The organism is Streptomyces sp. NPDC059787 (genome assembly GCF_042732315.1).
Classification (GTDB): domain Bacteria; phylum Actinomycetota; class Actinomycetes; order Streptomycetales; family Streptomycetaceae; genus Streptomyces; species Streptomyces atrovirens.
In genome coordinates, this window is record NZ_JBHWHX010000004.1 from 15,625 (window position 1) to 36,009 (window position 20,385).

At 72.1% G+C, this 20,385-nt stretch carries 10 protein-coding genes; 1 reads left to right on the plus strand and 9 read right to left on the minus strand.

All coding sequences use genetic code 11. From position 1 onward, the window contains the following. Nucleotides 1-81: 81 nt before the first annotated feature. From glgB to ACFV5H_RS05155, 4 genes are all read right to left on the minus strand, one after another. Entirely contained in the window at nt 82-2,586 is a 2,505-nt protein-coding gene (glgB, locus tag ACFV5H_RS05140) for a 1,4-alpha-glucan branching enzyme (protein ID WP_385059166.1), read from the minus strand. A 32-nt stretch (nt 2,587-2,618) separates the two neighbouring features. After that, complete coding sequence (locus tag ACFV5H_RS05145) at nt 2,619-4,037, minus strand: maltokinase (RefSeq protein ID WP_385059169.1); 1,419 nt, start codon at nt 4,035-4,037, stop codon at nt 2,619-2,621. A gap of 111 nt (nt 4,038-4,148) precedes the next feature. Continuing rightward, on the minus strand, nt 4,149-5,849 hold the full coding sequence (gene treS, locus ACFV5H_RS05150) for a maltose alpha-D-glucosyltransferase (protein WP_385192932.1): 1,701 nt from the start codon (nt 5,847-5,849) through the stop codon (nt 4,149-4,151). Next, nucleotides 5,846-8,008 (minus strand): maltotransferase domain-containing protein, encoded by a 2,163-nt coding sequence (locus ACFV5H_RS05155; protein WP_385192934.1) that lies wholly within the window; start codon nt 8,006-8,008, stop codon nt 5,846-5,848. Before ACFV5H_RS05155 ends, treS begins: the two co-directional genes overlap by 4 nt. Nucleotides 8,009-8,805: 797 nt before the next feature. Here ACFV5H_RS05155 and ACFV5H_RS05160 point away from each other — a divergent pair. Beyond that, nucleotides 8,806-11,454, plus strand: a complete 2,649-nt coding sequence (locus ACFV5H_RS05160) for a glycosyltransferase family 1 protein (protein WP_385192937.1) — start codon at nt 8,806-8,808, stop codon at nt 11,452-11,454. Nucleotides 11,455-11,818: 364 nt separating this feature from the next. On the opposite strand, the gene ACFV5H_RS05165 is transcribed toward ACFV5H_RS05160, so the two are convergent. From ACFV5H_RS05165 to ACFV5H_RS05185, 5 genes are all read right to left on the minus strand, one after another. Further along, nucleotides 11,819-12,340, minus strand: coding sequence for a DUF1990 family protein (locus ACFV5H_RS05165; RefSeq protein WP_385057876.1), 522 nt, complete (start codon nt 12,338-12,340; stop codon nt 11,819-11,821). 120 nt (nt 12,341-12,460) lie between these two features. Next, nucleotides 12,461-14,116 carry a M4 family metallopeptidase gene (locus ACFV5H_RS05170; RefSeq protein WP_385057878.1) on the minus strand — a complete coding sequence of 552 codons (1,656 nt, stop codon included), beginning with the start codon at nt 14,114-14,116 and terminating at the stop codon, nt 12,461-12,463. A 286-nt stretch (nt 14,117-14,402) separates the two neighbouring features. Then, nucleotides 14,403-16,451, minus strand: a complete 2,049-nt coding sequence (locus ACFV5H_RS05175) for a M4 family metallopeptidase (protein ID WP_385192940.1) — start codon at nt 16,449-16,451, stop codon at nt 14,403-14,405. Nucleotides 16,452-16,832: 381 nt separating this feature from the next. Further along, nucleotides 16,833-18,647 carry an ABC transporter ATP-binding protein gene (locus ACFV5H_RS05180; protein WP_385192943.1) on the minus strand — a complete coding sequence of 605 codons (1,815 nt, stop codon included), beginning with the start codon at nt 18,645-18,647 and terminating at the stop codon, nt 16,833-16,835. Then, a complete protein-coding gene (locus tag ACFV5H_RS05185) occupies nt 18,644-20,365 on the minus strand; it encodes an ABC transporter ATP-binding protein (RefSeq protein ID WP_385192945.1) in 1,722 nt (573 codons plus the stop codon). Before ACFV5H_RS05185 ends, ACFV5H_RS05180 begins: the two co-directional genes overlap by 4 nt. Nucleotides 20,366-20,385: the final 20 nt, after the last annotated feature.

The window sequence follows — 20,385 nt, forward strand, 5'->3', positions numbered from 1 at the left end:
GCTCGTTGTGGCTGGTCGCGCAGTTCCCCGCGCCCCTAGGGCGTTGCCGGCGCGGCGCTGACGGGGCGTAACGGGGTGATCCTAGGCCGGGCGCAGCCACACCGTCGCCAGGGGCGGCAGGGTCAGGCGGATGCTCGCCGGGAACCCGTGCCGTCCCTGCGGCTCCGGCTTGACCGGGTCGGGGTGGACGACGTCACCGCCGCCGTAGCGGCCGGCGTCGGTGTTCACCACCTCGTGCCAGGCGGGCACGTCGTCGGGGACGCCGATCCGGTAGTCCTGCCGGACCACCGGGGCCAGGTGCGACACCGCGAGCAGCGGGGAGCCGTCGCTGTCGTACCGCAGGAACGCGAACACGTTGTCCTCGGCCGCGTCCCCGGTCACCCACCGGAAACCGGACGGGTCGGTGTCGCCCCGCCACAGCGCCGGGGTGTGCCCGTACACGGTGTTGAGGTCGCGCACCAGATCGCGCACCCCGCGGTGGTCGGCCTCGGCGCCGTAGTTCGGGTCGAGGAGCCACCAGTCCGGGCCGTGCGCCTCCGACCACTCCGCCCCCTGCGCGAACTCCTGCCCCATGAAGAGGAGCTGCTTGCCCGGATGGGCCCACATGAAGCCCAGGTAGGCGCGGAGGTTGGCGCGCTGCTGCCACCAGTCGCCGGGCATCTTCGACACCAGGGACCGCTTGCCGTGCACCACCTCGTCGTGGGAGATCGGCAGCACGTAGTTCTCGCTGTAGGCGTACACCATCGAGAAGGTCATCTCACCGTGGTGGTACCGGCGGTGGACCGGCTCGTGGCTCATGTACTGGAGCGAGTCGTGCATCCAGCCCATGTTCCACTTCAGCCCGAAGCCGAGCCCGCCGAAGCCGCTGGGGCCCTTGTGGTGGGTGGCCCGGGTGACGCCGTCCCAGGCCGTGGACTCCTCCGCGATCGTCACGACCCCCGGCACCCTGCGGTACACGGTGGCGTTCATCTCCTGGAGGAACGCCACCGCGTCCAGGTTCTCCCGGCCGCCGTGCTCGTTCGGCGTCCACTGGCCGGGCTCGCGCGAGTAGTCGAGGTAGAGCATCGAGGCGACCGCGTCGACGCGCAGCCCGTCGATGTGGAACTCCTCGCACCAGTAGAGGGCGTTGGCGACGAGGAAGTTGCGCACCTCGCGCCGCCCGAAGTCGAACTCCAGGGTGCCCCAGTCGGGGTGCGCGGCCCGCAGCGGGTCCTCGTGCTCGTACAGCGGCCGCCCGTCGAACTCCGCCAGCGCCCACTCGTCGCGCGGGAAGTGCGCCGGCACCCAGTCCATCAGCACCCCGATCCCGGCCCGGTGCAGGGCGTCGACCAGGTACCGGAAGTCGTCCGGGGTACCGAGGCGGGCCGTGGGCGCGTAGAACCCGGTGACCTGGTAACCCCACGAGCCGCCGAAGGGGTGCTCGGCGACCGGCATCAGCTCCACGTGGGTGAAGCCGAGGTCCTTGACGTACGCGGGGAGCTGCTCGGCGAGCTGCCGGTACGTCAGCCCCGGCCGCCAGGAAGGCAGGTGCACCTCGTAGACGGAGAACGGCGCCCGGTGCGCGGGCACGGCCGCCCGGCGCTCCAGCCATTCCGCGTCGCCCCACTCGTACGCCGACGACGTGACGATCGACGACGTGGCCGGCGGCACCTCCGTACGGCGGGCCAGCGGGTCGGCGCGCAGGGTCTTCGAACCGTCGGGACGGGTGATCTCGAACTTGTACAGCTCGCCCTCGCCGATCCCCGGCACGAACAGCTCCCACACCCCCGTCGAGCCCAGCGACCGCATGGGGAAGCCGGTGCCGTCCCAGAAGTTGAAGGTGCCGGACACCCGCACCCCGCGCGCGTTCGGCGCCCACACCGTGAAGCGGGTGCCGGTGACGCCCTGGTGGGTCGTCGGGTGCGCGCCGAGGACCGTCCACAGCTCCTCGTGCCGGCCCTCGCCGATCAGATGCAGGTCGAGCTCGCCGAGCGTGGGCAGGAACCGGTACGCGTCCTCCGTCTCCTGCACCGTCCCCTCGTACGTCACGAGCAGCCGGTACGCCGGGACCTCGCCCAGCGGCAGCAGCCCCGAGAAGAAGCCGTCACCGTCGTCGTGCAGCTCGACGGTGAGGCCCCCGGAGACGACGGTCACCGCGAGGGCGTACGGCCGGAACGCCCGGAAGACGACCCCGCCGGGCACCGGATGCGCGCCGAGCACGGAGTGCGGGGCGTGATGCGTCCCGCTCAGCAGCCGCTCCCGGTCGGCGGCGTCCACGGCGGGGGAGACGGCGATCTCCATCTCGGGCGGGGCGGGCTGTGCGGCGGGGGCGGCCTTCGCCGCCGTCTTCTTCGCCGCGGTCTTCCTGGCGGTGGTCTTCTTGGCCGGGGTCTTCTTCGCGGCCTTCTTCGCCGGGCTCTTGGCGGCGGCCTTCTGCACTGCGGCCTTCTTCACCGTCGCTTTCTCGGTCGCCGCCTTCTTGGCCACGGCCTTCGCCGCCGCGGTGGTCTTCTTCGCGGTGGCCTTCTTCACCGGCTCGGCTGCCGCGGGCTGCCGCTCGGCCGGCTGCTCCGGATGCGAACCGCTGGACTCGGGGCGGGGGGTCACGGGCGAAGCCTCCTGGACGCGGGTCGGATGGGTCAGATCAGGTCGGTCGAGGCGAGCCGGTGCACGGCGGCCAGCGGTACGGACAGCCACTCGGGACGGTGCCGGGCCTCGTAGACCACTTCGTAGACCGCCTTGTCGGTCTCGTACGCGCGCAGCAGCACCGGATCGGTGCGCGGATCCCGGCCGGCCGCCTCCGCGTAGCCGGAGCAGTACGCCGCCCGGCACCGCACGGCCCAGTCCGGCTGCGGCGGGTCCACCGAACGCGCCGCGTAGTCGAAGGACCGCAGCATGCCGGCGACGTCCCGCACCACCGGCTGCGGCATCCGCCGCTCGGCCAGCGGACGGGCCGGCTCCCCCTCGAAGTCGATCAGCGACCACTCCCCGGCCGGGGAGCGCAGGCACTGCCCGAGGTGCAGATCGCCGTGCACCCGCTGGGCGGTCCAGACCTGCCCCTCGGCGGCCAGATCGTCCAGCGCCGTGAACGCCGAGCGCAGCCCGTCCGCGTACGGCCGCAGCGCGGGCACCGCGTGCACGGCCGCCTCCAGTCGCTCGGTCATGCCGGCGACCAGGGAGCGGAGCTGGGCGTGCCCCAGCGTGACCGTGGGCAGCGCGCGGGCCAGTGCGGTGTGCACCTCGGCGGTGGCCCGCCCGAGGGCCCGTGACTCGGCGACGAAGTCCTCCCCCTTGGCCAGCTCCCGCAGCGCCAGTTCCCAGCCGTCCGTCGCACCCTGCACGAACGGCTGGAGCACCCCCAGGACGTACGGCTCGGCCGGGGGCGGCGGGCCGGGGGATTCATCGGGCTCCGCGACCAGCCAGGCCGTCGGTGAGGGCACCCGGGGGCAGCCCACGCGGGCCAGCGCCAGCGGCAGCTCCAGGTCGGGGTTGATCCCGGGCACGATCCGGCGCAACAGCTTCAGGATGAACGTATCTCCGTAGACGACCGACGAGTTCGACTGCTCGGCGGTCACCAGGCGCGGCACCAGACCGGACCGGATCTCCTGGCGCGGGTCCCGCTCGAAGCGAAGCCCGCCGATCCGGGCCTGGGTGCGCAGGGCCTCCAGGAGCAGCTCGGCGGGCCGGGTGTCGTGCAGGGCCTCGTAGACCGTCCGTCCGGCCAGCGGGCCCCGCGTCACATGACCGATCAGCGCGGGCGCGAGCCGGGGCGGCAGCGCCTCGCGCACGCCTATGAGCAGCTGGTAGCAGTCGCCGGGCTGCTCGGGACCGCCGTGGCCCGGCCGGCTCGGCTGGTGCGCGCGCACCAGCAGGTGGTACAGGCCCAGCTTGGCCGTGGGCGGCAGCAGTTCGGTGGCCGCGACCATGGAGAACCCGGTGACCGGGCGGCCCTTGCCCGCGAACCAGCGCTGCCGCGGCAGCCACTCCCTCAGCAGTGGATCCAGTGACGCAAGGAGGCCGGGCGGGGTCGTGACGGTGCGTGTGACGGCTTCCGACATGGCGTCGCGTCCTTTCCCCTCTTTCGGCGCGCCCACGGGGCGCCGCCGGTGGGCGGGGTGCTACTCATGCGTGCCCCGGGCGGAGCGGCGGAAACCGCCCCGCCCCGGGTTCTACGCGGCGTCCTTGCGGAGCCGGAACCAGTAGAAGCCGTGGCCCCCGAGGGTCAGCAGGTACGGCAGTTCGCCGACGGCCGGGAAGCGCACCCCGCCGAACAGCTCGACCGGGTGCCGTCCCCCGAAGGCGCTGAGATCGAGCTCGGTGGGCTGTGCGAAGCGTGAGAAGTTGTTGACGCAGAGCACCAGGTCGTCCTCGTACTCGCGCAGGAAGGCGAGGACGGCCGGGTTGGAGGACGGCAGCTCGGTGTAGGAGCCGAGGCCGAACGCCGGGTTCTGCTTGCGGATCTCGATCATCCGGCGGGTCCAGTGCAGCAGCGACGAGGGCGAGGCCATGGAGGCCTCGACGTTGGTGACCTGGTAGCCGTAGACCGGGTCCATGATGGTCGGCAGGAACAGCCGGCCCGGGTCGCTGGAGGAGAATCCGGCGTTCCGGTCGGGCGTCCACTGCATCGGTGTGCGGACCGCGTCGCGGTCGCCGAGCCAGATGTTGTCGCCCATGCCGATCTCGTCGCCGTAGTAGATGATCGGCGAACCGGGGAGCGACAGCAGCAGGGCGGTGAAGAGTTCGATCTGGTTGCGGTCGTTGTCCAGCAGCGGCGCGAGCCGGCGGCGGATGCCGATGTTGGCGCGCATGCGGGGGTCCTTGGCGTACTCCGCCCACATGTAGTCGCGTTCCTCGTCGGTGACCATCTCCAGGGTCAGCTCGTCGTGGTTGCGCAGGAAGATGCCCCACTGGCAGCCCGACGGGATGGCGGGAGTCTTGGCGAGGATCTCGGAGACGGGGTAGCGGGACTCACGGCGCACGGCCATGAAGATGCGCGGCATGACCGGGAAGTGGAAGGCCATGTGGCACTCGTCGCCCCCGGCGGCGTAGTCGCCGAAGTAGTCGACGACGTCCTCCGGCCACTGGTTCGCCTCCGCCAGCACCACCGTGTCCGGGTACTGGGTGTCGATCTCCTTGCGGACCCGCTTCAGGAAGGCGTGGGTCTCCGGGAGGTTCTCGCAGTTCGTCCCCTCCTGCTGGTACAGGTACGGCACCGCGTCCAGCCGGAAGCCGTCGATCCCCAGGTCCAGCCAGAACTTCAGCGCGGAGATCATCTCCTCCTGGACCGCCGGGTTCTCGTAGTTGAGGTCCGGCTGGTGGGAGAAGAAGCGGTGCCAGTAGTACTGCTTGCGCACCGGGTCGTACGTCCAGTTCGACGCCTCGGTGTCGACGAAGATGATCCGGGCGTCCTGGAACTGCTTGTCGTCGTCCGCCCATACGTAGTAGTCGCCGTAGGGGCCGTCGGGGTCCTTCCTCGACTCCTGGAACCACGGGTGCTGGTCGCTGGTGTGGTTCATGACGAAGTCGATGATCACGCGCATCCCGCGCTGGTGCGCCGCGTCGACGAACTCCACGAAGTCGGCGAGGTCGCCGAAGTCGGGGAGGACGGCGGTGTAGTCGGCCACGTCGTAACCGCCATCACGCAGCGGGGACTTGAAGAAGGGCGGCAGCCAGAGGCAGTCGACGCCCAGCCACTGCAGGTAGTCCAGTTTGGCGGTCAGACCCTTCAGGTCGCCGATGCCGTCACCGTTGCTGTCCTGGAAGGAGCGGACGAGGACCTCGTAGAAGACGGCTCGTTTGAACCAGTCCGGGTCCCGGTCCTTTGCGGGGGTGTCCTCGAAGGTGTCCGGGACGGGTTCGTTGACGATCATGTTGTGGGTGACCCTCCGATCGACGGGCTGGACGGTCGCAGAACACGGCTGTGCTCGCCCGGGGGCTCACTCCCGGATGCCCGGCCGACGACGAGCACATGCGCTCCCCCCGGCTCCAGGCGCACATAGTTGGCCCTGCCCCATTGATAGGTCTCGCCGGTGAGCTCGTCGCGCACCGGTACCGACTCGTGCCAGTCCAGGCCGAGTTGCGGCATGTCCAACGAGACCGTGGCCTCCTGGGTGTGGTGGGGGTCGAGGTTGGCGACCACCAGAACCGTGTTCGAACCCCGCCGCTTCGAGTAGGCGATGACCTCCTCCTTGTCGGCGTGGTGGAAGTGGATGTCGCGCAGTTGCCGCAGGGCCGGGTTCTCGCGCCGGATGGTGTTGAGCCGGGTGATGAGGGGGGTGATGGTGCGACCCTCGCGTTCGGCGGTCTCCCAGTCCCGGTGTCTGAGCTGGTACTTCTCGGAGTGGAGGTATTCCTCGCTGCCGTCGCGCAGGGGGGTGTTCTCGCAGAGTTCGTAGCCGCTGTAGATGCCCCAGGTGGGGGAGAGGGTGGCGGCCAGGACGGCGCGGACCTCGAAGGCGGCACGTCCGCCGTGCTGGAGGTAGGCGTGCAGGATGTCGGGGGTGTTGACGAAGAAGTTGGGCCGCATGTAGGAGGCGGCCTCCCCCGACAGTTCGGTGAGGTACTCGGTCAGTTCCCGCTTGGTGGTGCGCCAGGTGAAGTAGGTGTAGGACTGCTGGAAGCCGATCTGGGCCAGGGTGTGCATCATCGCGGGGCGGGTGAACGCCTCCGCCAGGAAGATCACGTCGGGGTCGGCGCGGTTGATCTCGCCGATCACCCGCTCCCAGAAGACCACCGGTTTGGTGTGCGGGTTGTCGACGCGGAAGATCCGCACCCCCGTGTCCATCCAGTGCCGCAGCACCCGGACGGTCTCGGCGACCAGGCCGTCGAGGTCGGCGTCGAAGGCGATGGGGTAGATGTCCTGGTACTTCTTCGGCGGGTTCTCCGCGTAGGCGATGGAGCCGTCGGGGCGGTGGTGGAACCACTCCGGGTGCTTGTGCACCCAGGGGTGGTCCGGGGAGCACTGCAGCGCGAAGTCGAGGGCCACCTCCAGCCCCAGCTCACCGGCCCGGGCGACGAACCGGGCGAAGTCCTCCGGGGTGCCCAGGTCGGGGTGGACGGCGTCGTGGCCGCCCTCCGGGGAGCCGATCGCCCACGGCACCCCGACGTCGTCCGGGCCGGCGCCGAGCGTGTTGTCGGGGCCCTTGCGGTGGGTGGTGCCGATCGGGTGGATCGGCGGGAGGTAGACCACGTCGAAGCCCATCGCGGCGATCGCGGGCAGGCGGCGGGCGGCGGACTCGAAGGTGCCGTGCGGCCGGGCGGGGGTGCCCTCGGAGCGGGGGAAGAACTCGTACCAGGCCCCGTACAGGGCCCGCTCGCGTTCCACCAGCAGCGGCAGCGGCTCACTGCTGGTGACCAGCTCCCGCAGCGGATGCCGGGCCAGCACCGCGTCCACCTCCGGCGTCAACGCCGCCGCCAGCCGGGAAGCCGCCGGACGGCTCTCGTCGCGCAGGGCGTCCACGGCGGAGAGGAGGACGCCTCTGGGCCCGGAGCCGGGCACCCCGGCCGCCGCCCGCTCGTGCAGCCGGGCGCCCTCCTCCAGGACGACCTCGGTGTCCATGCCCGCCGGGATCTTGATCTGCGCGTGGTGCCGCCAGGTGGTGACCGGGTCGCCCCACGCCTCCACGGTGTACGTCCACAGCCCCGGCTCCCCGGCGGTGACGGTCGCCCCCCATCTGTCCGTGCCGGGCGCGAGCTCCCGCATCGGCGTGAACGGCCCCGGACGTCCCGCGGGGTCCTTCAGCACCACATCGGCGGCCACCGCGTCGTGGCCCTCCCGGAACACGGTCGCCGAGATCTCGAACGTCTCACCGGTCACGGCCTTCGCCGGCCGGCGCCCCTGCCGGACCATCGGCCGGACGTCGAGGACGGGAATGCGCCCCACGGCGGTCGCGGGGGCCGGTGTCACAGGGACGGGCGGCGGGGGACCGGTCTCGGCCGGGCGGACCGGAGACGATCCGGCGCCGCGCTTCAGGGGTGTCCGGGCGGTGCCTGGTGTCGGAGGGGATGACGAGTGGTGCTTGGCGGGCATGACCGCTCCTGTCCGCGTCAACGTGGGTGGGCGGATGACTGTGGGGAGGTGGGTCCTGCGTGGTGTTGCTGAGGGGGTACCCGCAGGAGCCTTCCCACACTGTTCGGGTGGGCAATCCGGCACGTTGTTAACTACTCACGCGTATGTCGACACACAAGACCGGCCCCGTCCGCGCAGGGCGGGTCCGGCCCGTGGTGGGCCCGCTCCCACGGCCGGAGGCGCCCCCCGGCCGGGTTGTCGGCACGGTCCCGGAACCCGGAGCGCCCGATGCGGCGAACCGGCCCCACGTCCGCTCGCCTTTCCGCTCGTCGCCCCCTTGACCAGCGCGTTCGCCCTCCGTACCGGGTCCACCCGCCGGTGCTGGGCGGGTACGGCGCCGCCGCGCCCGCCGGGTGCGGGGACACCGTCGGCACACCCGGGGAGGTGACCGGCGCGGTGCCGCCCACGGCGGAGGGCGGGGTGACCGGGGCCCCCGGGGCGAACGGACCGAGGGCGGAAAAGGCCGGTTTCTTGTCCTGCCGGCCGGCCGGCCGCGCCGGCCCGTCCCACGCCCGGCGGGAGTGTGGTGCGGGCCGTCGGCACGCCGGAGGGGAGACGTCCGGTGCGAGGCGGAGCGCGGACAAGAACGCCCATGAGGGGCGGAATCGGCCATGTCCGCCATGAGGTGAATCGTTTGGACGGGGGTACGGAGGTACCCGTGTCCCCCAGCTTCCCGCGCGGCGCGTGTCCGCGCCGGTACTGTCGGCAACGATGCCCGGACGCACACCGCGTCTCTCACGAACGCGCCGAGGTGACTTGTGAAGGCGATCCGTCGATTCACCGTCCGACCCGTGCTCCCCGAACCCCTGCGCCCCCTGAGCGACCTGGCCCGCAATCTGCGCTGGTCCTGGCACACCGGGACCCGTGACCTGTTCCGCTCCGTCGACCCCGAACGCTGGGCCGCCGCCGGCTGCGACCCCGTACGGCTGCTCGGCAGCGTGGCGACCGAGCGGCTCACCGAGCTGGCCGGTGACCGCGACTTCCTGGACCGCCTCGACACGGTCGCCGCCGATCTGGACGCCTATATGACCGGCGACCGCTGGTACCAGGCGCAGACCGACCGGCTGCCCGCCGCCGTCGCCTACTTCTCCCCGGAGTTCGGCATCACGGCCGCCCTGCCGCAGTACTCCGGAGGACTCGGCATCCTCGCCGGCGACCATCTCAAGGCCGCCAGCGACCTGGGCGCCCCCCTCATCGGCGTCGGCCTGCTCTACCGGCACGGCTACTTCCGCCAGTCCCTGTCCCGGGACGGCTGGCAGCAGGAGCACTACCCCGTGCTCGACCCCAACGAGCTGCCCCTGGACCAGCTCGAGGAGCCCGACGGCACCCCCGCCCAGGTCACCCTCGCCCTGCCCGGCGACCGATCGCTACGGGCGCGGATCTGGCTGGCCCAGGTGGGCAGGATCCCGCTGCTCCTGCTGGACTCCGACGTCGAGGAGAACGACCTCGGCGGACGCGGGGTGACCGACCGGCTCTACGGCGGCGGCAGCGAACACCGCCTGCTCCAGGAGATGCTGCTCGGCATAGGAGGGGTCCGGGCGGTACGTACGTACTGCGAGCTGACCGGGCACGCCGCGCCCGAGGTGTTCCACACCAACGAGGGCCACGCGGGCTTCCTCGGACTGGAGCGCATCGCCGAACTGCGCGCGGACGGGCTGGACTTCGACGCGGCGTTGGAGGCGGTCCGCGCGGGGACCGTGTTCACCACCCACACGCCCGTCCCGGCCGGCATCGACCGCTTCGACCGCGAACTGGTCGCCCGGCACTTCGGCCCGCACGCGGAACTGCCGAACATGGAGGTCGACCGCATCCTCCGGCTCGGCATGGAGAGCTACCCCGGCGGTGAGCCCGGCCTGTTCAACATGGCCGTGATGGGCCTGCGCCTGGCCCAGCGCGCCAACGGCGTCTCCCTGCTGCACGGCAACGTCAGCCGTGAGATGTTCGCCGGACTCTGGCCGGGCTTCGACCCCGAGGAGGTGCCCATCACCTCCGTGACGAACGGGGTGCACGCGCCCACCTGGGTCGCTCCCGAGGTGTTCCGGCTCGGCGCCCGGCAGATCGGCGCCCAGCGCACCGAGGAGGCGCTGAGCGTCGGCGACTCCGACCGCTGGGACTCCGTCGCGGACATCGCCGACCAGGACATCTGGGAGCTGCGCCGGTCCCTGCGGGAACTGCTGGTCCTCGAGGTGCGCGAGCGGCTGCGCGCCTCCTGGCGGCAGCGCGGTGCCGGCACGGCCGAGCTGGGCTGGATCGACGGGGTGCTCGACCCGGACGTGCTGACCATCGGCTTCGCCCGGCGCGTCCCGTCGTACAAACGGCTGACGCTGATGCTGCGCGACCGGGACCGGCTGACGGAGCTGCTGCTGCACCCCGAGCGGCCGGTGCAGATCGTGGTCGCGGGCAAGGCGCACCCGGCGGACGACGGCGGCAAGCGGCTCATCCAGGAACTGGTCCGCTTCGCCGACGACCCGCGCGTACGGCACCGGATCGTGTTCCTGCCCGACTACGGCATGGCGATGGCGCAGAAGCTCTACCCCGGCTGTGACATCTGGCTGAACAATCCGCTGCGGCCGCTGGAGGCGTGCGGGACCAGCGGGATGAAGGCCGCGCTCAACGGCTGTCTCAACCTGTCCGTGCTCGACGGCTGGTGGGACGAGTGGTTCCAGCCCGACTTCGGCTGGGCGATCCCCACGGCGGACGGGGGCGGTGGGGGTACCCCCACGCTTTCGGCAGTGGGGGACGATCCGGAACGGCGCGACGCCATAGAGGCCGCGGCGCTGTACGACCTGCTGGAGCAGCGGATCACCCCGTGCTTCTACGGCCGGGGGCGGGACGGGCTGCCGGACCGGTGGATCGAGATGGTGCGGCGGACGCTGAGCCTGCTCGGGCCGAAGGTGCTGGCCGGGCGGATGGTCCGGGAGTACGTGGAGCGGCTGTACGTGCCCGCCGCGCACGCCCATCGTGCGATGGACGCGGAGTCCGCGCGTGCGCTCGCCGGGTGGAAGGCGCGGGTGCGGGCCGCTTGGCACGGGGTGACCGTCGACCATGTCGAGACGTCCGTGACGGCGGCCACCGCGGAACTCGGCAGCACGCTCGCGCTGCGGGTGCGGGTGGGGCTGGGGGGTCTGAAGCCGGAGGACGTCGAGGTGCAGGCGGTGTCCGGGCGGGTGGACGGGGAGGACCGGATCACCGGTGCGACGGCTGTGCCGCTGAAGCCTGTGGGTGCGCCGGACGCGGAGGGGCGGTGGGTGTACGAGGGGCCGCTGACCCTGGACCGGACGGGGCCCTTCGGGTACACGGTGCGGATCCTGCCCGGGCACCGGCTGTTGGCGTCAGGGGCGGAGCTGGGGCTGGTGGCGGTGCCGTCGGAGGATGTGGTGGAGGGGGCGGGACTGCTGATGCGGTGAGGTGACGTACCAGCCCGTCCGGCGCTTGAGGACGAGGCCCGAAGGGCCGAAGGGGGTCTGGGGGTGCAGCCCCCAGGGACGGGAAGGGAAGGGGCGGCGGGGGCGACGAACAGCGCCGGGCGGAGGCGACGGCGCGGCCCGCTGAGGGGGTGCCTCCCCCAGAGGGGGTATACCCCCAGCGCCCACCCGTGCCGTCCTGGGGGTACCTCCCAGGCCTTTAAAGCACTGGGGGAGGCGCGACTGCCCGCAGGCTGCGGTGATTGCGACTGCCCGCGGGCTGCGGTGATTGCGGCTGTCCGCAGGCCAGGGAGCCGGCGGGCTGAGTCGCGGCTGCCAGCAGGCCAGGGCGTCGGTATGGAGGACGTCAGTCCTGTTCGATGCCCTTCGTGGCCAGCCGGCGCAGGACCTTGCCGCAGCGGCGGGCGTAGGCGTGCTGCATCGCGCGGGTGGCCGGCCCGCCCGCGCGGGCGTACCAGCGGGCCGGCCGGCTGAACGCCTCCACCGTCAGCCACACCGTCCCGTCGCCGGTGCGGTCCACGACGAAGGACTCCTCGCCGCACTCGGGGTGCCCGGTCAGGGTGCCGTACGCCCAGCCGGCCCTGCGGTGCTCCTCCACCGTCCACACCACACGGCAGGGCGCCTTCACGACCCCGGCGAGGACGATGGTGACGTCGACGTCCGGGGCCGCGCGGTCGGCGGCGGTCTCGACGCCGACCCCCAGTTCCCGGTGCAGCTCCCAGGTGAGCAGCGCCTGGGCCGCCTGCCGGAAGACCGCCTCGCCCTCGCCGAGGCGGGTGCGGACACGCATCGGGTGGAAGCCGGGAGGGCAGAAACCGGGTTCCCGGGTCGCGCCGACGTGGTCGTAGGTGAAGTCCGCCGAAGACATGGGACCCAAGAGTAGAGGGGACCCGGAACCATGGGGCCGAAGCCCCCGGGACGCGTCCGGGGCGGCACCCGGAGCGGGGGAAACGCTCCGGGTGCCGCCCGGTGTGCGAGGGGGACGGGATCAGCTGACGTTGATCGCGGTCCAGGCGGCCGCGACCGCCTTGTACTCGGTGCTGGTGGAGCCGTACAGGGCCGACGCCGCGTTCAGGGTGCCCGTGCGGGCCGCCTTGTAGTTGGTGGTCGACGTGAAGTACGTGGTCAGCGCCTTGTACCAGATCTGCAGCGCCTTGGCGCGGCCGATGCCGGTGACGGTGGAGCCGTTGTACGTCGGCGAGTTGTAGGTCACGCCGTTGATGGTCTTGGTGCCGCTGCCCTCGGCCAGCAGGTAGAAGAAGTGGTTCGCGGGGCCCGAGGAGTAGTGCACGTCGACCGAACCGAGGCCGGAGGACCAGTAGTCCTTCGAGGCGCCGTCCTTGCTCGGCTTGTCCATGTAGCGCAGCGGGGTGCCGTCGCCGTTGATGTTGATCTTCTCGCCGATGAGGTAGTCACCGGTGTCGGAGGAGTTGGCCGCGTAGAACTCGGCGCCCGTGCCGAAGATGTCGCTGGTCGCCTCGTTCAGACCGCCGGACTCGCCGCTGTAGTTGAGGCCCGCGGTGTTGGAGGTGACGCCGTGGCTCATCTCGTGGCCGGCCACGTCCAGCGAGGTCAGCGGGTGGGTGTTGCCGGAGCCGTCGCCGTAGGTCATGCAGAAGCAGCTGTCGGACCAGAAGGCGTTGACGTAGGAGCTGCCGTAGTGGACCCGGGAGTAGGCCGCCGTGCCGTTGTTCTTGATGCCGTTGCGGCCGAAGGTGTTCTTGTAGAAGTCCCAGGTCACCTGGGCGCCGTAGGCGGCGTCCACGGCCGCGGTCTGGTCGGTGGAGGAGCTGGAGGCGGTGCCGGTGCCCCACGTGTCGTCCGCGTCGGTGAACAGGGTGCCGGTGCCGGAGGTGCCGCGCGCCAGGTTGTAGGTCCTGTGGCCGCCGCGGCCGGTGTCGTACAGCTGGTACGTCGTCCCCGACTTGTAGGTGCCCAGGGTGACCGTGCCCGAGTACAGGCCCTTGCCGGTGCCGGTGTGGACGCCCTGCCACTCGTGCAGCTTCTCGCCGGTGGCGGCGTCGGTGATCACGTGCAGCTCGTTGGGGGTGCCGTCGTCCTGCAGGCCCCCGACCACGGTCTCGTAGGCCAGGACGGGCGTGCCGTCGGCGGCCCAGACCACCTTGCGGGGCGCGGAGTCGGCCTCCGTCTTCTCCGACCCGGCCGCCTCCGCGGCGGCGACCGCCTGCTTCTCGGCCTTGCCCGCGGCGATCCTCGGCGTCACGGAGGACACCTTGACGGCCGCCTCGACGGCCTTGGTCACGGTCCTGGCGCCGCCGGAGGCCGGCTCGTGCACGACCAGGTCGCCGCCGAGCACGGGCAGCCCGTCGTAGGTGCGCTCGTAGCGGGTGTGGACCGTGCCGTCGGCGTCCTTCACGACGTCCTTGACGACCAGCTTCTCCTTGGCGCCGAGACCTATCTCGCCGGCGGTCTCGGTGGCCGACGCCTGCTGCTCCTGGATGAGGGAGGTGCGGGCGGCGGCGGACAGCAGCACCGGGGCGCCGGCCAGGGCCGGCTTGCCGACGGGCGCGGAGTCGGCGGCTGCGGTACCGGTGGTCGGACCGGTGGTGAGCAGGGCTCCGGCCACGACGGTGGTGGCGACGGCCAGAGCGGTGCGCTGGTGACGCGCGTAGAGGGGAGTCACTCGAGCTCCTTGTGTCAAGTGGGGGCCCGGACGGTTGGGGGCCGGCCGGGGTGGTGCGGTGGTGCTGTGGTGCGTCGAGCGAAGGAAGAGTGACACCAACGACGCGTACATGTCATGAGGGTCGAATGATGTTGGCCGAAAACGATCGCCGAGGTGAACATTGCGTGCGTGTAAAACGTCCTGACCTCGGTAAAAGCCCAACCAGGGGAATGTATGGGCTCGGCAAAAAAGGGGCGTCGCCCCGGGGGTGTCGGACCACCCGGGGCGACGCTCTGACCACGGCTCTTTACAGGAAGGTGAGCTTCCAGCCGTTGATGTAGCCGGTGTCGTACCGCGCCCGGTCCTGTACGCGCAGCTGCCAGGTGCCGTTGGCGGCCTCGGAGGAGGCGTTGACCGTGAAGGTCTGGTTGATGTTGTCCGCGGAGCCGCCGGTGCGGTTGCGCAGGTTGTACACCGTGCCGTCCGGGGCCAGCAGGTCGACGACCAGGTCACCGCTGTAGGTGTGCACGATGTCGACCGAGACCTGGAGGTTGGACGGCGCGTTGCCCGTCCGCCCGGAGACGGCGATCGAGGACGTCACCGCGGAGCCGTAGTCCGGGATGGTCACGTCGGTGCTGCTCTCGAAGGACGTACCGCCACCGCCGCCGCCGTCACCGGAGCGCGAGCCGACGTTGATGCCCGCCCACGCGTCCTGCACCGCCTTGTACTCGGCGCTGTCCGTGCCGTACAGCTCACCGGTCGCCGCCAGGGTGCCGGTGCGGGCGCCCGCGTAGTTGGTGGTGGAGGTGAACTTGGTGGTCAGCGCGCGGAACCAGATCTTCTCCGCCTTGGCGCGGCCGATGCCGGTGACCGGGAGGCCGTCCGAGGTGGGCGAGTCGTAGGTGACACCGTTGATGGTCTTGGTGCCGCTGCCCTCGCTCAGCAGGTAGAAGAAGTGGTTGGCGGGGCCGGACGAGTAGTGCACGTCGATCGAGCCGATGCCGGAGTACCAGCTGTCCTTGGACGCGCCGTCCTTGCTCGGCTTGTCCATGTAGCGCAACGGGGTGCCGTCGCCGTTGATGTCGATCTCCTCGCCGATGAGGTAGTCACCGACGTCGGAGGAGTTGTTGGCGTAGAACTCGACGGTCGAGCCGAAGATGTCGCTGGTCGCCTCGTTCAGACCGCCGGACTCGCCGCTGTAGTTGAGGCCCGCGGTGTTCGAGGTGAGACCGTGGGTCATCTCGTGCGCGGCCACGTCGATCGCGGTGAGCGGGTTGGCGTTGCCGGAGCCGTCGCCGTAGGTCATGCAGAAGCAGCTGTCGGACCAGAAGGCGTTGACGTAGTTGTTGCCGTAGTGGACCCGGGAGTAGGCGCCCACGCCGTCGCCGCGGATGCCGCTGCGGCCGTGCACGTTCTTGTAGTAGTCCCAGGTCAGCGCGGCCCCGTAGTGGGCGTCGGCGGCGGCCGACTCCAGGTTGGACGGGCTGCCGTTGCCCCAGACGTCGTCGGAGCCGGAGAACAGCGTGCCGGTGCCGGAGGTGCCCCGGTTGAGGTTGTACGTCTTGTGCCCGCCGCGCGCCCCGTCGGTGAGGTTGTACGACGACCCGGACTGGGTGGTGGTCAGGTCGACGGTGCCGCTGTAGACGGTGTGGCCGGTTCCGTTCTGGATGGCCTCCCACTCGTACAGCTTCTCGCCCGTGGTGGCGTCGGTGACGACGTGCAGTTCCTGTGGGGTGCCGTCGTGCTGGAGGCCGCCGACGACCGTCTCGTACGCCACGACCGGCTTGCCCTCGGCGGCCCAGATCACCTTGCGCGGGGCCCGGTCGACGTCGGCGCCCTCGGCCTTCTCGGCCTTCGCGGCGGACAGGGCCTGCTGCTCGGCCTCGGCGGCCGGCACCTTGGCGGTGGTGGTCGCGGGCTTCACCGCGGTCCGGGTGGCCTTGACGACGGAGTCGGCCGCGCCGGGCGTCCCGCCCTGGACGACCAGGTCGCCGCCGAGGACGGGCAGACCGTCGTAGGTGCGCTCGTAGCGGACGTGCACGGTGCCGTCGCGGTCCTTGAGGACGTCACGGACGACGAGCTTCTCCTTCGCACCCAGACCGAGGTCCTCGGCGGTCTCCGCCTTGGCGGCGTTCGCCTCGCGGATCAGCGCGGCGCGCTGGGCGGGGGTGAGCCTGACCGACTCGGAACCGGGCTTCGCCCTGCTCGCCGCCGCGGGTGTCTGCTCGGGGGCGGCGGTGGCACTGCCGGACTGCACGGCCGTGGCGATCAGCGCGGCCACCCCGGCGAGGGCGACGGCGGCGGCACGGCGGTGCGTGGCGTGGGGGGTGCGTCTGTGGGACGACCTGCTTCTCAACGCGGACTCCTTCTGCGTGGCCGCGGGTCGCGCGGCCTGGGGAGAACCGGACGGCGGGTGGGCCGGCCGGGCAGAACGGAAGTGCTCTTCGCTGTGGCCGCCGCGTGCAGCGGTGGATGTCGCTGTGGGGTTGCTGTTGAGCGGCCGTGGGAAGAGTGGCAGGTGATCGCGGTTTCTGTCAGGGGCGCGTCAGGAAATTGGCCGGAAACCGTTCGTTGTCCGGGAGTTCGGGTTCGGTATACGAACAGTTGGGAGGGCTGCAGTGGCTGTGACGGATCGAAGGGGGGCGGGTTTTTGGATTTCGCCCCCGCCGCCCCTTCCCGTCCCGTCCCCGGGGGCTGTGCCCCCGGACCCCCCTTCGGCCCTGGACGGGCCTCGTCCTCAAACGCCGGACGGGCTGGTTGTGTCGGACGGGCTGGTTGCGTTGGGCGGGCCGGTTGTGTCGGACGGGTGGTCGCCGTGCCAGGAGTGCCACAGGGCCGCGTACGCCCCGTCGGCCGTCACCAGGGCGTCGTGTGTGCCGAGTTCGGTCAGGCGGCCGTTCTCCATGACGGCCACGCGGTCGGCGTCGTGCGCGGTGTGCAGCCGGTGCGCGACGGCGATGACCGTACGGCCCCGGAGGACGGCCGCCAGCGCGCGCTCGGTGTGCCGGGCGGTGGCCGGGTCGAGCAGGGCGGTGGCCTCGTCGAGGATCAGCGTGTGCGGATCGGCCAGCACCACCCGCGCCAGCGCGAGCTGCTGCGCCTGTGAACCGTCGGTGGCGTGGCCGCCCCCGCCCAGCTCCGTGTCCAGCCCCTCCGGCAGCTCCCGCACCCACGCCTCGGCGCCGACCACGGCCAGCGCCGCCCACAACTCCTCGTCCCCGGCGTCCGGTTCGGCGATGCGCAGATTGTCGCGGACCGATCCCAGGAACACATGGTGCTCCTGGGTGACCAGCACCACCTGCCGCCGCAGCCGCTCCGGGTCCAGACCCGCCACCGGCACCCCGCCCACCGTCACGCTTCCCGAGGTCGGCGCGTCCACGCCGGCGAGCAGCCGGCTCAACGTGGTCTTGCCCGCCCCGGACGGCCCCACCACCGCGAGCCGCTCGCCCGGCGTCACCGTCAGATCGACCCCGCGCAGCACCTCGACGCCCCCGTCGTAGGCGTAGCGCACCCCGGTCACGTCGATGCGGTCGTCAGCCGGATCCGGACTGTCGCCCCGCTCCGCCGCGCGCGGCGCCCGGGCCAGCCCCTCCACCCGGGCGAACGACGCCCCGCTGCTCTGCAACTGCTCGACCCGCATCAGCACCTCGTCCAGCGGCCCGCTCAGCTGCAGCAGATACAGGGACGCGCTCACCACCGCCCCGAGGCTCACCGCGCCCCGTTCGTGCAGCACCCCGCCGATCAGCAGCACCCCGGCCACCGGCACGGCGTACGACACCTCGACCACCGGGAAGAACACCGTGCGCAGGAACAGCGTGTGGAACCGGGCGCGGCGGGAGGTCTCCAGCGCGTCCCGGCCGGCCCGGACCCGCCGCTCCTCCAGCCGGAACGCCTCCACCGTGCGGGCCCCCGCCGCCGTCGCCGCGACGATCTCCGCCACGTCCGAGTTGGCCGCGCCCTCGGCGAGGTAGGCGTCGCGCGCCCGGCGCAGATACCAGCGCACCGCGAGCCAGATCGGCGTGAGACACAGCAGCCCGAGGGCGCCGAGCAGCGGATCCACCACCACGACCGCCGCCATCACGAACAGCGACTGCACCCCGTTGACCAGCAGTGAGGGCCCGGCGTCGCGCAGGGTCGTACCGACGACGGTCACGTCCGCCGTCCCCCGCGCGGTCAGATCACCGGTGCCCGCCCGCTCCACCACCGACGACGGCAGCCCCAGCGCCCGGTCCACGAACCGCTCCCGCACCCGCGCCAGTGTCCGCTCCCCGAAGCGGTGCCCCACGTACCGGGCCCAGCGGGACAGCAGCAACTGGGTGACCGCGCACACCACGATGACCGGCGCCAGCCGGTCCACCACCGCCACCCCGCCCCCGTCGCGCACCTCGTCGACGATCCGTCCCAGCAGCCAGGGCCCGGCCAGCCCCGCCACGGCCGCCAGCGCGTTCAGGACCAGTACGCCGGCGAAGGCCCGCCCGTCCGCCCGCACCAGCCCCGCGGCGGCCCGGCGCACATCGGCGGGCCCGGCCAGGGGGAGTCGTTCCCCGCTCATCGCACGGCCTCCTCGGCGGCGCCCTCGCCGGCGTCCCTGGCCACCAGATCCCGGTATCCGGGCTCGCTGTCGAGCAGTTCACGGTGGCTGCCGCTCGCCACCACCTTCCCGTCGGCCAGGAAGAGCACCCGGTCGGCCCGGTCCAGCACCAGCGGTGAGGTGGTGGCCAGCAGCGTCGTACGTCCCTTCCGGGCCGTGCGCAGCCGGTCGGCGACCGTGGCCTCGGTGTGCGCGTCGAGCGCCGAGGTGGGCTCCACGGCCAGCAGCACCTCCGGGTCGGCCAGCAACGCCCGCGCCAGCCGCACCCGTTGCCGCTGACCGCCGGAGAGGCTGCGGCCCTGCGCGGACACGACCGAGTCCAGCCCCTCGGGCAGCCCCCGCACGATGTCCTCGGCGGCGGCCGAGCGCAGCGCCCGCAGCACGTCCTCGTCGGCCGGATCCCCGCGCCCGGCCACCACCTCCCGCAGCGGACCGGCGAACAGATCGGCCTCCGGGTCGGCGACCAGGATCCGCTCCCGCACCCGCGCGAGCGCGATCCCGTCCAGCCGGACCCCGCCCCAGGTGACCGCCGACGGCGTGTAGCGCCCGAGCCGGTCCACCACGGTGAGCGCGTCGGCGGGGTGTACGGCGGTGAGCGCGGTCAGCCGCCCCGGCAGCACCCGCACCCCCGACTCCGGATCGTCCAGCACGGACGGCTCGGCCGGCGGATCGGCGGTGGCGGCGTCGGCCGGCGGCTCGAGGCGCAGCAGCGCCGTCACCCGCCGGGCGGCCACCACACCCCGGCTCAGCTGGTAACCGCACTCGATGAGGAACATCACCGGCCACACCAGTACGGCCACATAGCCGTACACCGACACCAGCTCGCCCACACTGATCTGCCCCTGCGCGGCCAGCCGGGCCGCGATCCAGGTCACCCCCGCGAGGAACAGCGTCGGCAGTCCGGCGGCGAGCGCCTGCATCCAGCTCGTCACCGCCCCGACCCGGTACCCCTGCTCCCGCAGCCGCCCCGAGTCCCGGCGGAACGCGTCGGAGACCAGGTTCTTCCCGCCCAGCCCGCTCAGCACCCGCAGCCCGCCCGCCAGATCCCCGATCCGCGCGGTCAGCACGCCCTGCCGTTCCCGGTACTCCGTCTCCGTGCCCTGCAACCGCCCCGCCAGCGGTCCCACGACGAGACCGATCACCGGCACCCCGAGCAGTACCACCACCGCCAGCAGCGGCGACACCGCCAGCAGCAGCCCCGCCACCACCCCGTACGCCACGACCGCGCCGATCCCCGGCCCGACCGCCGTGAGCGACTGGGCGATCGTCTGCACGTCACCCACCCCGATGGTGACGACCTCCCCGGCCCCGGCCCGCCGCTCCAGCGAGGCCCCCAGCCGCACCGTCTGCCCGACGACCACCTTGACCGTGCGGAAGTTGGCGTCCATCCGCACCCGTGTCATCGTGCGGTGCCGCATGACGCTCAGCCAGGAGTTGACCCCGTTCACCACGAACAGGGCCCCGGTCCACAGCGCCAGCGCCCCCATGTCCCCCGGACCCAGCCCGTCGTCCACGGCCCGCGACATCGCGTACGGCGTCGCCGCCAGCAGCACCATCCAGACGCTGCCGAACACCGCCCCCGCCGCACACCGCCCCGGCTGCCGCATGACCAGCCACCACAGATACCGGGCCCCGCCCCGCCGGTCGGGCGTGCCGGGGTCCTCGTACGCGTCGATCACCGTTCGTTCTCCCCCTGTGC